The sequence below is a fragment of the Pseudooceanicola profundus genome (assembly GCF_054919315.1).
In genome coordinates, this window is sequence record NZ_CM142898.1 from 3047122 (window position 1) to 3062033 (window position 14912).

General features: G+C 69.4%; 9 protein-coding genes. 2 read left to right on the forward strand and 7 right to left on the reverse strand.

All coding sequences use genetic code 11. The features are described 5' to 3' along the window. Positions 1 to 110: 110 nt before the first annotated feature. The 3 genes from ACX9MO_RS14085 to ACX9MO_RS14095 all read right to left on the reverse strand — a co-directional run bounded on the left by ACX9MO_RS14085 (position 111) and on the right by ACX9MO_RS14095 (position 5718). Entirely contained in the window at positions 111 to 2138 is a 2028-nt protein-coding gene (locus ACX9MO_RS14085; RefSeq protein WP_462212287.1) for a calcium-binding protein, read from the reverse strand. Positions 2139 to 2965: 827 nt separating this feature from the next. After that, positions 2966 to 4621 carry a calcium-binding protein gene (locus ACX9MO_RS14090; protein ID WP_462212288.1) on the reverse strand — a complete coding sequence of 552 codons (1656 nt, stop codon included), beginning with the start codon at positions 4619 to 4621 and terminating at the stop codon, positions 2966 to 2968. Between the two features lie 221 nt (positions 4622 to 4842). Beyond that, a complete protein-coding gene (locus tag ACX9MO_RS14095; protein WP_462212289.1) occupies positions 4843 to 5718 on the reverse strand; it encodes a c-type cytochrome in 876 nt (291 codons plus the stop codon). A 347-nt stretch (positions 5719 to 6065) separates the two neighbouring features. Here ACX9MO_RS14095 and ACX9MO_RS14100 point away from each other — a divergent pair, with 347 nt between their 5' ends. Continuing rightward, entirely contained in the window at positions 6066 to 7163 is a 1098-nt protein-coding gene (locus ACX9MO_RS14100; RefSeq protein WP_222489324.1) for an efflux RND transporter periplasmic adaptor subunit, read from the forward strand. Beyond that, complete coding sequence (locus tag ACX9MO_RS14105; RefSeq protein ID WP_462212290.1) at positions 7160 to 10237, forward strand: efflux RND transporter permease subunit; 3078 nt, start codon at positions 7160 to 7162, stop codon at positions 10235 to 10237. The genes ACX9MO_RS14100 and ACX9MO_RS14105 overlap by 4 nt, the downstream gene beginning before the upstream one ends. Before the next feature lie 51 nt (positions 10238 to 10288). On the opposite strand, the gene ACX9MO_RS14110 is transcribed toward ACX9MO_RS14105, so the two are convergent. From ACX9MO_RS14110 to ACX9MO_RS14125, 4 genes are all read right to left on the reverse strand, one after another. After that, positions 10289 to 10621 carry a hypothetical protein gene (locus tag ACX9MO_RS14110; protein ID WP_462212291.1) on the reverse strand — a complete coding sequence of 111 codons (333 nt, stop codon included), beginning with the start codon at positions 10619 to 10621 and terminating at the stop codon, positions 10289 to 10291. Beyond that, on the reverse strand, positions 10618 to 11550 hold the full coding sequence (locus tag ACX9MO_RS14115; protein WP_462212292.1) for a DnaJ C-terminal domain-containing protein: 933 nt from the start codon (positions 11548 to 11550) through the stop codon (positions 10618 to 10620). Before ACX9MO_RS14115 ends, ACX9MO_RS14110 begins: the two co-directional genes overlap by 4 nt. A 78-nt stretch (positions 11551 to 11628) precedes the next feature. Continuing rightward, complete coding sequence (locus tag ACX9MO_RS14120) at positions 11629 to 13596, reverse strand: hypothetical protein (RefSeq protein ID WP_462212293.1); 1968 nt, start codon at positions 13594 to 13596, stop codon at positions 11629 to 11631. Beyond that, on the reverse strand, positions 13593 to 14702 hold the full coding sequence (locus tag ACX9MO_RS14125) for a phosphatase PAP2 family protein (RefSeq protein ID WP_462212294.1): 1110 nt from the start codon (positions 14700 to 14702) through the stop codon (positions 13593 to 13595). Before ACX9MO_RS14125 ends, ACX9MO_RS14120 begins: the two co-directional genes overlap by 4 nt. Positions 14703 to 14912: the final 210 nt, after the last annotated feature.

A 14912-nucleotide genomic window follows, 5' to 3' on the forward strand; every position in this document is an offset into this window, starting at 1 on the left:
ACTACAGATGAGTGTTCAGCGAAGTGAATTCCGTGGCAGGTCAGTTTGCAACAAGCGATGAAGGCCCGTCAGAAGCACAGGCGGGCCTTTTCTCAAGTTGATCGGCTAAATCAAGCGAGCAGGTCGAATTCAGTTCCTGCGATAGTGAGCATGATCCTGTCCTGCGCGCCACCATCCACCAGGGCCCAGAGGACCTGCCCCGTCGGGCGGTAGATGACGAAGGCTTCGGCTACGTCGGCCTGACCGGCCCCGGGGGTCTCGGCGAAGTTTACCTGGTAGTCGGAGAGCACTGCTGTTGGGGCCAGCACAAGAGTGTCGTCGGCGTCGGCATCGTAGTCCTGCACCCAGTCGGTGCCGTCGCCGGGCTCGCCCGCGTGGAAGAACCGGTCCGCCCCTGCGCCCCCGTGCAGCCTGTCGTGGCCGAAGCCACCGCTCAGGAAGTCATCGCCTGCGCCGCCGACAAGAACATCCCCAAGCGCGCCGCCTGAGATCACGTCATCGCCAGCCTCCCCGATCAACGTGTCGGCCCCGTCATGACCATCAAGCGTGTCGTGGTCCGCGCCGCCATAGACGAGATCGTTGCCGTAACCCGCGTAGATGAAATCATCCCCCGCACCGGCGTAGATCGTATCGGAAAGATCCGGGTGCGGCACCCCGGTTGCGAGCCCGCCGTAGATCGTGTCGTTGCCCGCGCCGCCGTCCAGAACGTCGGCCTGATAGCTGCCTTCGAGATGATCCGCTCCGTCGCCGCCACGCAGGGTGTCACTCGAGATGCCGCCGTCCATCCGGTCGTCTCCCGCCCCGCCCAGCATGCTGTCCCTGCCGCCGGCTCCGCCCAGCGTATCATCGCCGTCGTTTCCGATCAGCGTATCCGAATTGTTGCCGCCGGTGATCGCGTTTGCATTGGCATCACCGGTCAGTTGGTTGCTGACCGTGCGGAACCCCTCGAGGTGCTCGATGCCCTCGATCGCGACATCTCCCTCAAGCGGGCTGACGGAGAGATCGGCCTGCGCCGCGCGCAGCGTGTCCATACCCTCGCCGCCGTCGATCCGGTAGGTGCCGCCATCCAAGGTGAAGTGATCGTTCCCGGCGCCACCCATGGCCACGCCACCACCCCTGTAAAGCAAGAACTGGTCGTCGCCGTCGCCGCCCCGCAGCGTATGGTCATCCGTCGTGCCGCCGTCGCCGTCGAAGTCGACCGATATCGTGTCATTCCCGGCCTCACCGTCCACGCTGTCGGACCCGGTGCCAAGGCTGATCACATCGTCGCCGTCCCCGCCGAGCAGGGTGTCATTCCCCGAGGCGGGCAGGATTTGCCCCAGCGGAGTTCTGAGCTCGGTCAGGACGTCACTGCCTGCCCCGCCACTCAACAGGTCGTCGCCATCGCCGCCGCTGAGACTGTCGTTGCCGGTGTCGCCGAGAAGGCTGTCATTACCGATGCCGCCCGAGAGCGTGTCATTCCCGTCGCGTCCGGCAAGGCTGTCGTTGCCGGCTCCACCTGCGGCACTGTCGTCCGAAGCACTGCCGATGACGGTGTCATCTCCGCCAAGGGCATCGAAGGGCGCCATCAGGGGCACAAATTGCGCAAGATCATTGCCCTCCGTCGCAACGGGCACCAAATCGGCGTCAAGGTAACCTGCGAGGCTTTCAAGCGCGATCGTGGTGCCGGGCACGAACCGCTCGGTGGGAACGATCTGGCTGATGTCGATGAGGCCCTGCATCTCGTTGGCCGGAAAGTCGGCCAGATCGCTCTCCTCGATCAAATCGCCGTCCAGGTAGAAATAGTTTTGCGCCACGCCCGTATAGGGACTCTCGCCCGGGGCAGTCCAATGGCGTAACAGATAGGTCAGTTGGCTGAACGCCTCGCCCCAGCGCAGGGCGATCACATCAGCCTCACGCCCTTCGAGCGTCAGGCTGTCCTGCGACGTGGTGGCGGTGGGTCGGTCGTAGACACCGATACTGCTGTAGGTGATTTGCGCCCCGGCTTGCGCAAGGGTCACAGTGTCGTCGCCGATGATCAACTCGGGTGCGCCGGTGCCGCCTTCGAAGATCAGCCGCGCCGGGCCGGCCCAATGGCGGCCCGTGGCCGGACCGCTTGCGATGTAGACGAAACTCCACCCTTTGATTGAACCTGACATACCTGCCTCCTACTGCACACACCGATCACTCATAATCATCGCAGGGCAGCATACCGGGGCGCGGCTGGCTCGGATATGATCTGCGTCATCCCCGTCAGGATGTCACAGACAGGCAGAAGGTTCCGGCGCCCCCAAGGCCCGTGATGAGGTCATTCGCCGCGGTGCTCTGAATGCTTTCGGACGCCGAGGTACCGGCGATGGCTGCCATAGTTGTTCGTCCCGGGAAATGGGCTTTGGGGTATTGGGTCGAAGCGGGCTAACTCAACAAAAACAAGCGCTTCAGCCGAATTGACCAAGGCAAGAAAACGGCCATTTCTATGGGATGGCCGACCGGGGGGTGAGTGCAGGTACATTCTGAGGTGGCCCTCACGGGCTGACAGCTGCGAAAGGGGGATGGGCGGCGGAGCTGAGACACCCCCGACCCATCTAGAGGAGTTCATGAGGTGCGCGACCGACGATCTGACCGCGGCGGTGCGGCGGGCAACTTAGCTGCTACTCAGGCCTCATTCCCGCACAGATTACGCATCTTTGGCGGTAGTATGTTGAATTTCATAAGAACACTGGATCTGGCCGCGGGGGCTAGAGCTGACCGGCAGTGGCGCGCTGTCGGCGCCTCCTTTTCTCGACAAGACAGGAACGCATGGGTCACGCGTCATGCGTCGAGGTTGCCGGGAGACCTCGCTTCAGGCCGAAGCCGCGACGAGCCAGGGGCCCGGAACAGGGCAGGGGCCGGACCGGCCGGGCGCTCGCACGCCCGCCCGGGTGCCTACAATGCCGTAGGGGACGTCCGCCCGGGGCAGGCGGATCGCCAAGGCGCGCCGGGGGCCTCAGGCCAGCAGGTCGATCTCGGCGCCTCCGAGGCGCATCATGATCTGGTCCTGTGCGCCACCATCCACCAGGGCCCAGAGAATCTGGCCGGTGGGGCGGTAGATGACAAAGGCCTCCTGCACCCCCGCGGCACCGGCACTGGCCGTTTCGGTGAAGTTCACCTGGAAGTCGGCGGCGGTGGCGCTGCCGCCGCCGTAGACCAGCACATCGCCCTCCGCATCGGAGAAGTCCTGGATCCAGTCGGAGCCATGGCCCTCGACACCGAGGTGATAGAACTGGTCCGCGCCGGTGCCGCCGTTGACGCGGTCATGGCCGAAGCCCCCGTTGATGAAGTCACTGCCCGCGCCACCGAAGATCGCGTCGGACCAGGTCTGGCCGGTCAGCGCGTCATCGCCATCGCCGCCGATCACCGTGTCGGCGCCATAGCCGCCCTCGATCGTGTCGTTGCCGGCATCGCCGCGAAGCTCGTCGTTGCCATAGCCGCCGTCGATGTAGTCATTTCCGGCCCCGCCGAAGACGACGTCCCGCAGGTCGGCGTCGCTGTCGCCGCCGATGATGATGTCATCGCCCGCGTTGCCGGTCAGCGTGTCGGCCCCGTCGCCGCCATGCAGCGTGTCGCGCGCCGAGCCGCCGGTCAGACGGTCGGCGCCATTGCTGCCGTCGAACCGGACGGATTGCGACAAGCCGGCCGCGGTCATCGTGTCGTCGCTGTTGGTGCCGCGGACCTGGTCGATGTTCGAGACCTGGTCGGTATCGCCGAAGCCGTCGATGATGGTCCCCGCGGCAAGGTCCGCGATGATCCCCGCGCTGCCGCCGTAGTTCGCGTCCGAGCGGTAATCGGCGCGGTCCCAGCCAGAGGAACCGGTGATCGTGTCGTTGCCTTCCAGCCCGCGGAAGCTGAGGAATTCCTCGCTCTCGGAGCCGATGAAGAGATCCCCCTGCGCCGTGCCCCTGACGGCCTCGATCCCGGTGAAGGTGTCGGTGTCCCCGAACCCGTCGATCGCCCGGTGGGTCGCGAAGTTGACCGTGACGCCGCCGGTGCCGCCCTCCCAGTGATCGTTGTTGTAGAGCAGCTCGTCATAGCCGTCGCCGCCGTTGATCGTGTCATTGCCGCCGCTCGCGGCCCAGCCTTCCCAGTTCTCGTTCGCGGAGCCGTGGAAGGTGTCGTTCGACAGGGTGCCCGCGAAATAGTGGATGTAGGTGAAGGTGTCGTTCACCACCCCCTGGATGTTCGAGACGGCGGTGCCCGATCCGTTCGCGCCCACGGTGATCACGATGCCACCGCTGCCATCCACGTCTTCGTAGCTGAGGTCGGCACCCTCGCCGGTTGCGAACAGCCCCTGATGGCCGATGATCGTGTTGGAGCCCGCGCCCGGACGGATGAAGTCCCCGGCGCCCTGGCTCTCGCTCGATCCGGTCCCGGCATTCAGGGTGTCATTGCCATCGCCGCCGTAGAGGCTGTCGCGACCGTCGCCCCCGTCGAGGCTGTCATCGCCGTTGCCGCCGCGCAGCCGGTCCTGATCGGGCCCGCCGTAGATCGTGTCGTTGCCGTCCAGACCTTCGAGGGTGTCTTCCCCCGCAAGGCCGGAGATGAGGTCATCCGCCGCGGTGCCCTGAATGCTTTCGGACGCCGCGGTGCCGGTAATGGTCGCCATGAGTTTTCCTCCCGGGAAATGGGTTGTCTGGGTAATGGGTCGAGGGACGTTAATTCAATAAAAATAAGGGCTGGAGCCGAATTGACCAAGGCAAAAGAACCCCGCCATTTCGAAGCGTTGCGGGATTGGCGTGTCGTCTCGGGGGCGTCTCCGATCGTGGTCTGGCCCGTGCGGCCGGGGCGTCTGCAATGAGGGTCTCATCGCATCCCCCCGGCGCGGCATCACAGGTCGGGCTTGCCGGGGATCGAGCGCAGGTAGAGCACCAGCGCCTCCATGTCCTGGTCCGACAGCCGGCCGAAGTAGCCGTAGGGCATCGGCGGCAGCATCCGCGCCCCGTCGGGCCGGGTGCCGGTGCCGATGATCGCCGCCAGTTCCGCGTCGCTGTAGCCCGCCAGCCCGTCTTCGTGGTTGGTCAGGTTCGGCGCATGTGAGACCCCCCATGGACCGTGGAACTCCATCCCGCCGCGGGCAAAGCCCTCGCCCCAGTCCGGGCCCTGCGGCGTCATGGGCGAGTGGCACTCCATGCAATGCCCCAGTGCCGCGAGGTAGCCGCCGTAGTCTGCCGTGGCCCCTGCGGGCGGGGCCGTCACCGGCGTCTCCAGCGGCGGGCCATAGGCCGGGGGCAGGGGGATGGCATAGGTCGACTGGCCCGGATCGGCCTCGACCGCCGGAACGGAGCGCAGGTAGGTCACCACCGCCGCGAGGTCCTCGTCCGATATATCGCGGTAGGCGGCGAAGGGCATCGGCGGGCCGATGACACTGCCGTCGGGACGGATGCCCTCGCGGATCGCGCGGGCCAGTTCGGCGTCGGACCACTCCGCGATCCGGCCTGCGGGGGTGATGTTGGGGGCGATGGCGGTGAACATGTCGTTCTTGTCCACCAGCCGGCCCGAGAGGTCCTGCGACAGCACCGGGCCGTCGGGGCCCATCGGGGTGTGGCAGTTGCCACAGGCCATGATGCCCTGCACGAGGCTCTCGCCGCGCTCGACCGGCGTTTCGGCCCGGGCCGTCGCCGCAGCGGCAATCAAGGCGGCAACCACGGTGAGGGTGGCGATCAGGCCCCGCGAGGCGGCAGGCGGGGACAGCGTCAGGGGCATCGCCTGCACCCGGGCTGCGGTGTCACCACGGCGCGCGCCGGGGCGCCTGCGGGGGGCCGGTGATCTGCGGACATCTGTCATTTGGAAAACCTCCGGAACTGGCTCATGTGGCATTGGCTGGTCCGGGTCGACATGCGGACCCGACTGGAATGCTAGCAGGGGGCTCCTAATCGGGATAGAGGATATATGTTTTGTCCGTTTCGCCCCGCAGTTGCAGGGCGCATGGCTGGATCGGCGGCGCGGGCGATCACGAAATGTCATGCCGGGCAGTCATCATCGTTTCTTCACTTGCCGGAATTCAGGGCTGTATTCATTCTGCGGCACGGGGAGATATCGAAAGGCATTTGATGAAGCTGTTGCGCATCCTTCTTGGCGTCGTGCTGCTGGCGGGGGCCTCCTACGCCGGCTTCAAGCTGACCGACCAGATGCAGGCGGCCACCTCCCCTGCAGCGCAGGGCCCGCGCGGCCCCCGTGGCCCCGTGCGCGTGGTGACCGAACCGGTGCAGCAGCAGACCTTCGTCGAGACGGTTGAGGCCGTGGGCTCGACCCGCGCGCGCCAGTCCGTCACGCTGCAACCTTCTGCCGGCGGGCGGATCGTGCAGGTGCATATCACCCCGGGGCAGGAGGTCCGCCAAGACGACCTGTTGCTGGAGCTGGAAGATGCCGAGGCCCACGCCAGCCTCGCCGCCGCCGAGGCAACGGTGTCGGAGGCGCAGGCCGCCTTCGACCGCCAGCAGCGGCTGGAACAGAGCGGCAGCAGCTCCGAGGCCTCGCTTCAGGCCGCCCGCGCCACGCTGCTGCGTGCGCAGGCAGAACGCGACCTTGCCCTTGCCACGCTGTCGGACCGCGACCTGCGGGCGCCCTTCGACGGGGTGGTGGGCCTCACCGATGTCTCGCCGGGCCAGATCGTCACCACCACGACCGAGATCGCCACGCTGGACGATCTCTCGGTGGTGGAGGTCGCCTTCAACGTGCCCGAACGCTACCTCTCGCGGCTCGCGCCGGGGCAGGCGGTCAGCTTTACCACGCCGGCCTGGGCCGACGAGGCCTTTGAGGGCAGGATCTCTGCGCTCGACACGCGGGTCGATCCCTCGACCCGCTCCATCGCGCTGCGCGCCGAGGTGCCCAACGGCGACCGCCGCCTGCGGCCGGGCATGTTCATGCAGGCCGCGCTGGAACTGTCGCGCCGCGAGGGGCTGGCGGTGCCGGAACGCGCGCTGACCTCCGCCGGGACGCAGAGCTTCATCCACGTGGTGGAGGGGGACACCGCGCGCCGGGTGGAGGTGGTGACCGGCATGCAGCGCGGCACGCTGATCGAGGTAACCGGCGACCTGGCCGAGGGGATGCCCGTCATCGTCACCAACCTGCACAGCGTCAGCGACGGCACCCAGGTGGTGGCCGCCGAGGGGATGCAGGCCGCCAGCCTGACCCGCGTGTCGCCGTGAGCCTGCCCGATCTGTCCATTCGCCGTCCGGTTCTGGCCACGGTGCTGAACCTGCTGATCGTGCTGCTGGGGGCCGTGGCCCTGACGCGGCTGCCGGTGCGCGAACTGCCCCAGACCGAGGCCACGCGCATCACGGTCTTCGTCAACTACACCGGCGCCTCGCCCGACGTGGTCGACAGCCAGGTGGCAAGCGTCATCGAGGGCGCCCTTGCCGGGGTCAGCGGCCTTCAGAGCATGGACACCGAGAGCGAGCGCGGCCGCGCCCGCACGGTGCTGGTCTTCGATCCCTCCCGCGATATCGAGAGCGCCGCCAACGATGTGCGCACCGCCGTGGACCGCGCCGCCCGCGACCTGCCGGAGGGGGCCGACGCCCCCGTGGTGCGCAAGAACGACGATCAGGGCGACCCGGTGCTGCGGCTCTCCCTCTCGTCCAGCACCATGACACCGCTGGAGCTGTCGGACTACGCCGACCGCTACATCACCGACCGGCTGGCCCGGCTGCCCGGGGTGGCCAATGCCGCGCTCTACGGCGAGCGGGCTCCGGCAATGCGCATCTGGCTGGACGCCGGGCTGATGGCGGCCCATGGCGTGACCACGGGCGACATCACCTCGGCGCTGCAATCCAACAACATCGAACTGCCCGCGGGCGAGATCGAGACCGGCGCGCGGCAGCTGCAGCTGCTGGCGCGGACCCGGATGACCTCGGCCGCGGAATTCGCCCAGCTGGTGATCCGCGACGGCGGTGAACGGCCGCTGCGCCTCGGCGACGTGGCCCGGATCGAGCCGGGTCCGACCAGCAACGAAAGCCTCAACCGCGCCAATGGCGTGACCGGCCTTGGCATCGGCATCCAGCCGCAGGCGCAGGCCAATACCGTCTCCATCTCGCGCGCCGTGAAGGCCGAGCTGGAAAGGATGCGCCCGCTGCTGCCCGAAGGGATGCAGCTCGCCGTGACCTCGGACGAGGCGCTCTTCATCGAGACCACGCTGCACGAGGTCGGGCAAGTCTTCATCGAGGCCGTGCTTCTGGTGACGGCGGTGATCTTCCTCTTTCTCGGCTCCGCGCGGCTTTCCTTGGTGCCGGTGGTCACGATCCCTGTCTCGATCCTCGGCGCGGCGCTGGTGATGTCCCTGCTGGGCTTCTCGCTGAACATCCTGACGCTCTTTGCCATGATCCTTGCCATCGGCCTCGTGGTGGATGACGCCATCGTCGTGCTGGAGAACATTCAGCGCCACCGCGCCATGGGCGAGAGCCGCGCCGAGGCCGCGCGGCGCGGGGCCAACCAGGTGAACTTCGCCGTCATCGCCACCACCGCCGTGCTGATCGCGGTCTTCCTGCCGGTCAGCTTCATGGAGGGCCAGATCGGCCAGCTCTTTGCCGAATTCGGCATCGTGCTGGCGGTGGCGGTCTCTGTCTCGGGTTTCGTGGCGCTGACGCTGTCGCCGATGCTGGCGGCGCGGATGATGCCGCGCGACGACCGGCCCAACCTGCTGACGCGGGTGGTGAACGCCGTGATCGGCTGGGTCGAGCGCGGCTACCGCGCGGGCCTGCGTGCCGTGCTGAAGGCGCCGGAGATCCTGCTGGCCTTCGCGGGCTTCGTCGTGGCGGGCTCCGTCGCGCTCTACCTTGCGCTGCCCAAGGAGGTCACCCCGCCCGAGGATCGCGGCCAGTTCCGCATCTACGTGACCGCGCCGCAGGGGGCGAGCCTCGACTACACCGATGCCGCCGCCCGCGAGGTCGAGGCGCTGCTGGATCCGCTGCGCGCCGAGGGCGTCGTGGCCAACGTGACGGCCATCGTCGGGCTCTGGGGAGAGCTGCGCCGTGCGCTGCTCTTCGTGAACCTCGTACCCTGGGACCAGCGGGACCAGAGCGTGACCGAGGTCATGGCCGGGCTGCGCGGGCCGCTGTCGCAGATCACCGAGGTCCAGACCGGGATGCGCCCCTCCGGCGGGCTCGGCATCGGAAGCGGGCGCGGCGGGCTGCAATTCATGCTGGGCGCCCCCGACATCGACCGCGCCGCGGAGTGGGCGCAGGAGCTTGCCGTCACGCTGGAGGCCGATCCCGACCTCTCCAACGTCGAGGTGGGCTATGCCGCGAACCAGCCCGGCGCCACGCTGACCGTGGACCGGCTGCGCGCGCAGGACCTTGGCCTCGACGCCGAGACGGTCTCCTCCACCCTGCAAACGCTGGTCGCCTCGCGGACCGTGGGGGAATACACCTCCGACGGGCGGCAGTACCCGGTCGTGCTGCAGGCCGCGCCCGAGGACCGGGACAACCCGGCCGACCTGATGTCGATCCTGCTGCGCAACAGCCGCGGTGACCTGATCCCGCTGTCCTCCGTCGCCACGATCGAGACCGCCGCCACCGTACCCTCGATCGAACGCTACGACCGCGTGCATTCCGTCTCGATGGAGGCAGACCTGCCTGCGGGTGCGGACCTCGCGCAGGTCATGGGCCGGGTCGAAAGCGCCGTGGCCGCGCTGCCCGCCGGGGCCACGATTGCCTGGACCGGTCAGGCGGCGGATTACATCCGCGCCTCGGGCGGCATGACGATGGTCTTCGGCATGGCCATGGCGATCGTCTTCCTGGTGCTGGCGGCGCAGTTCGAAAGCTTCCGCACCCCGCTGGTGATCATGCTGACCGTGCCGCTGGGGCTGGGGGGCGCGGTGCTGACCCTCTGGCTGACCGGGCAGAGCGTGAACATCTTCAGCCAGGTCGGCCTTGTCCTGCTGGTGGGGCTGATGGCCAAGAACGGCATCCTGATGGTGGAATTCTCCAACCAGCTGCGCGAGGAGGGGCATTCCCTCCGCGAGGCGGCCATCGAGGGCGCGGTGACCCGGCTGCGGCCCGTGACCATGACCACGATCGCCACCGTGCTGGGGGCTGTCCCGCTGGCCACTGCCGCGGGCGCGGGCGCCGAGAGCCGTCAGGCCATCGGCCTCGTCATCACCGGCGGGCTCAGCTTCGCCTTCGTGCTGACGCTCTTCGTGACGCCGGTGATCTACCTGCTGATCGAAGGCCTGTTCCCGCGCCGGACCGGGGAAGAAGGCGGGGGCAGGGCGCAACCGGCGGAGTGAGCGCGGCCCCGCCTCCCGCGGGGGGCGGGATGGGCACCCATCGGCCCGGGCTCAGCCCCGCAACCGCTGCATCACCCGTCCCCGGACCTCGTCCGGTTCATCCCCGAGCGCGCGCATCAGCGCCGCGAGGTCGCCGCGGGTGCCATGGAGCTGGTCGATCAGCCCCATGACCATGGTGAGCGCCTCGTCGCCGAGGTCGAAGTCATCGCAGAGATCGCAGAGCAGCTCGATCCGGGCCACGTCGACCTGCCGGTAGACCTGCCCCCCCTCGGCATCGGCGGGGCGGATCACCTCGGCCCGCAGGAACCGCACGAGACGCGGGCGGTCCAGCCGCCCGACGATGGCGAGGACCTCCTCCTCGGAATAGAAACCGCTGGTGCTCATGGCGTGCCCTCCTTGCGGGGATCGTAGGCGTGGCCGTCGCGCCACGCCTCCATGAAGCGGGCGAGGTCGTCATCGACCTCCCCGGGCAGGGCGATGCGCAACTCGATCCGCTGGTCGCCCGCCGGACGGCCTGCCGCCGCGATGCCGCGGCCCTTCAGCCGCAGGATACGCCCGCTGCTGGTGCCGCGGGGCACGGTCACCTTGACCGGACCGGCGATGGTCGGCGCCTCGATCTTGGCCCCCAGCACGGCCTCGTAGAGGGTGATCGGCAGGCTGATGACGATATCGTCGCCCTCGCGGGTGAAGACCGGGTGCGGGCGGATCGAGAGCGTCACATAGGCGTCGCCGGGATCGCCGCCGCCATGGCCCGGGCCGCCCTTGCCGCGCAGACGCAGGGTCTGGCCCTCGTGCACGCCGCGGGGGATCTTCACCTCGAGCCCGCCACCGCCGGGCAGGGTGATCCGCATCGACCCGCCGTTGGCCGCGTCGAGGAACGGCACCTCGAGGGCGTAATGTGCATCCTCGCCGCGCGCCCGGTAGGCATGGCTGCGGAAGGAGGCGCCCTCGCGCCCGCCGTGGCGGCGCAGGAACTCGGCAAAGATGTCCTGCTCGTCGCCGAAGCCCTCGTAGCGCGGGCCCTGCCGGTAGGGATTGTCCGGCTGTTCGGCGAAGTCGCGGTAGAAGGTGCGTTCGGGCGGGCGTTCCTGCCCGCTGGCGTCGATCTCGCCCCGGTCATAGCGGGCGCGCGTCTCGGGGTCCTTCAGCAGGTCATGGGCGGCGCCGGCCGCCTTGAAACGGGCCTCGGCGGCCGCATCGCCGGGATGGAGATCGGGATGGCTCTCCTTCGCGATCTTCCGGTAGGCTTTCTTGATCTCCTCGGCCGTGGCGGTCTTCGGCACGCCGAGCACGTCATAGGGGTCTTCGCTCATCGCAGGTCCACCCGTGAGTCTTCCGGAACGATTAGACCGCCCCGCGGCCCGGCGCGCAACCGGCCATCCGGTCGCGCCTCAGCGCCGGGCGACGGCGCGGGCGGGCTGAAAGGCGTGGCGGCCCGCGCCGCCCTTGGCAGGCGCGATCGGTCCGTGGCGCCAGTGGCCCGCCGCCTCCTGCGCCGCGGCCTCCTGCGTGAGCAGCGTGCGGGCCTCCGCTGCCAGTCCTTCCGCAGGACCACCTGCAAGCCAGTGTTCCAGCACCCGCCGCGCCGCGCAGGCGCAGGAGAAACTGGTGCCGCGCAGGGCGAGGGTGGCGCCATCCGTCGCGCCCTCGGCGAGGATGCCGAAATGCGCGGGCCCGTCCTCCGAGGGCAGCAGCAGGTCGGGCCCGGGGTGGCCGCCGATCGCCGTGGCCGCCGCGCCGGTGGCGGAATAGCCCGCCGGGCGCCCGTCGCTGACCCGGAACCCGCCGACCGAGATCGCCCCCTCCGTCACCGCATAGGCGTTGAGCGTGCCATGGCGGTGCAGCGGATCGGGCCCGTCGAGATCGCGGGCCGATGCATCATAGGCATAGCTGTCCGCCGCCGCGCCGAGACTGTCGTGGGGCTGGTAGGCGGGGTGGTCGAAATAGGAGTGCCGCGCGCGTCTCAACCCCGGCAGCGTCGCCTGATCGGACTGGATATGGGCCCGCAGGCGGAGCGGGGCGGGGCCCGCGTTGCGCAGCCTGAGCCGCCACCGGCCCGCCGGCGCGGTGACGCCCGTCGCCCCGGGCCGGGTCGGGGCGAGGCAGATCTGGTGGCGATGGCGCAGCGCGCCGTCGGGCGCCGTGACCGCGTCGCAGTAGATCCGGCCTGCGCCGCCGGTCAGCGCCCGGCTTTGGCCCCCGTTCTGATCCGGTTGGGCGGCGGTGAAGCCCTGCGGGCCCTGTCCCGGCGGAACGAGGTCGAGGGCCAGCGGCACGGGATCGCCGGGGCGGCCGTCGGACCAGATCTCGACGATATTGGAGGTCTCGTCCTCGGGCTGGAGGTGCCAGTCGATCTCGGCCTCCGCGCCGGGGGCCAGCTCCAGCGCGGCGTGCCCGCGCGAGAGGTTGTCATTGCCCGCGGGCACGAAGAGCGTCAGGCGCGGCGGCGTGTCGGGCGTTTCGGAAAAGAGCGTGTCGAGCGCCATGACCTGCCGCAGCCATTCCTGCCCGGCATCGCGTGCGCCTGCCTGCTTGCCGAAGGAGACATTGACCGCCAGCGGCGGCGGCACGGTGAGCCCCGAGGCCTGCACGAGGGCGCGGTAGGTCTCGACGATCCAGCGCAGCCCGTAGCTGAGGTATTCGTCCAGCATCCCGCCACCTTCGCCATAGGCGCTGATCGGGGGCAGGCTGACGGCGAGGATGCGCACGTGCTCGGCAAAGGCCGGGTCGCGGGCGGGATCGGCCCCGGCCAGCAGGCTGAGGACATGGGTGCCATGGGCAAAGCGGCTTTCGAGCCCGTCGCAGCCCCGGGCCAGCGGATCGCTCAGCCCGAGGCTGCGGTTGAACGCCTCCGCGTCGAGCGGTCCCGTGGGGCCGGTGGGGCTATGCCGGGCGAGCGCCGCATCGATGTCCTGTTTCAGGCAGGCGCGGCCGAAGGGCAGGGGGCCCGCCGGGGCCGCGCCCTGTTGCCACGCGGCCAGCACGCGGCTGTCGCCCGCGGCGGTCCGAAGGCTGCGATGGCCAAAGCCGATGTCCACGTCGATGATCGCCGCGATGATGGTCTCGGACGTGATCGGCGGCAGGCAGGCCGGATCGGGGGCCAGCGACGCGCAGGCCTCGACCTGCGTCGGGCCGGGTGGGCCAAAGGCCGGGTTCGCCATGGCCACGGGCACCGGAAAGCGGGTCACCGGCGGCGGGCTGTCCTGAGGCCCGCACTGGTGCAGCTGCCAGAGCGACCGCGGGTCCGGCACGCGCACGAAGCGCGCGGGGTCGCCGTAGGCGGGATAGAGGCGATAGGCCCAGTCGAGGTAGGGCGAGGGATGCAGCCGCGCGTCGTCGCTCCACGGCTGCCAGCTCATGCGCCGGTCCCCTCCGCGGGCGCGGTGCGCCACTCGGCCACCGCATCGGCCCAGTACTGCCGCAGCACGGCGCTGACCGGTCCGGCGGGCGCCGGCAGGGCGTGGCCCGCGGTCAGCCCCGCGGCCATGGCGGCCCGGTCGAAGTCATCCGCGCCCTCGGGGGGGAAGGCCCCGTCGGGATAGGCATGGGCCACGGGCGTTTCCGCCCCGCCCGCAAGGGCGATCACCGCGCAGCCGATGGCACAGCCGAGCGCCGCCCCGGCAGCGGAATCCGCCGGGAAATGCACGCCCGCCACGGTGCGGTTCACCGCGATGCGATGCGCCAGCAGGAAGACCTGCGCGGGGGGCGCTGCGGCCTCGGCGGGCAGCTGCCCGGTGTCCAGGTAGTGCAGCACGGTGGCGAGCGCGAAGGATTCCGTCGCATGGCCCGAGGGATAGGTGCTGTGATCCGGCGTATCGAGGATCGGCTGCACCCGGTCCGAGAAATCCGCGGGGCGCGGCGCCCGGCAGAGGTGTTTCACCTGCATCTCCAGCAGGATGGTCAACTCCTGCGTCACCGCCAGCAGGTCCTGCGTGCGCGGCTTCTGCGGCGTGGCGAGGGGGCGGATCGCGGCGAAACCATAGAGCAGGTCGCCGGACTGGAGCAGGATCTCATGCGCGCGGTCCTCGCGCAGGTCCGCATAGGCGCGCAGCCAGGCCATCTGGCGGCCCAGCACCTCGACACCGGGGCGGGTGAGCGTGCAGATCACGGCCTCGCCCAGCAGGACCTCGGCCCCGATCCGATCCCCGCAGGCCGGGCGCACCGCGAAATGCCCCATCAGGCTGCCGAGCAGCAGATCGCGCCGCCGGTCGGGCGTCAGGTAGGACAGGCCGGTGTCGGGCGCGATGTCGGCCACCGCGCGGTTGTCCTCGGGCGGGGCCCAGTAGCCGGCGATGGCGTCATGGGTCGTCAGCCGTGCCTCGGCGACGAGGCCGTCGTCCTCCGGGCCGCCGCGACCGGAGCCCCGACCAGAACCACGGCCCGACCCGCGCCCTGATCCGCGACCGCTGCCGCGTCCGGAGCCACGGCCAGATCCGCGTCCGCTTCCCAGGTAGAGGTCCGACATTGCTATCCTCCTGCGATCCTTCGCTCAAAAACTATCTCTGAATTGATTTGCGCAAGTCAAGGAATGGCGCCGTGCCGGGCCTGCGCGTTCCCAGACGGTCTGCGCCATGCTAGGGTCCGGCGGGGAGCGGGCCCAGATTTTCGGGTCCAGAATTTCGGGTCCAGATATTCGGGCCCAGATATTCGGGCGTGGCATTTCGGGTCCATGACC

Coding starts and splice junctions, on each gene's coding strand:
- ACX9MO_RS14085 (WP_462212287.1), bottom strand. CDS start 2,138: ATGTCAGGTTCAATCAAAGGGTGGAGTTTCGTCTACATCGCAAGCGGT.
- ACX9MO_RS14090 (WP_462212288.1), bottom strand. CDS start 4,621: ATGGCGACCATTACCGGCACCGCGGCGTCCGAAAGCATTCAGGGCACC.
- ACX9MO_RS14095 (WP_462212289.1), bottom strand. CDS start 5,718: ATGCCCCTGACGCTGTCCCCGCCTGCCGCCTCGCGGGGCCTGATCGCC.
- ACX9MO_RS14100 (WP_222489324.1), top strand. CDS start 6,066: ATGAAGCTGTTGCGCATCCTTCTTGGCGTCGTGCTGCTGGCGGGGGCC.
- ACX9MO_RS14110 (WP_462212291.1), bottom strand. CDS start 10,621: ATGAGCACCAGCGGTTTCTATTCCGAGGAGGAGGTCCTCGCCATCGTC.
- ACX9MO_RS14115 (WP_462212292.1), bottom strand. CDS start 11,550: ATGAGCGAAGACCCCTATGACGTGCTCGGCGTGCCGAAGACCGCCACG.
- ACX9MO_RS14120 (WP_462212293.1), bottom strand. CDS start 13,596: ATGAGCTGGCAGCCGTGGAGCGACGACGCGCGGCTGCATCCCTCGCCC.
- ACX9MO_RS14125 (WP_462212294.1), bottom strand. CDS start 14,702: ATGTCGGACCTCTACCTGGGAAGCGGACGCGGATCTGGCCGTGGCTCC.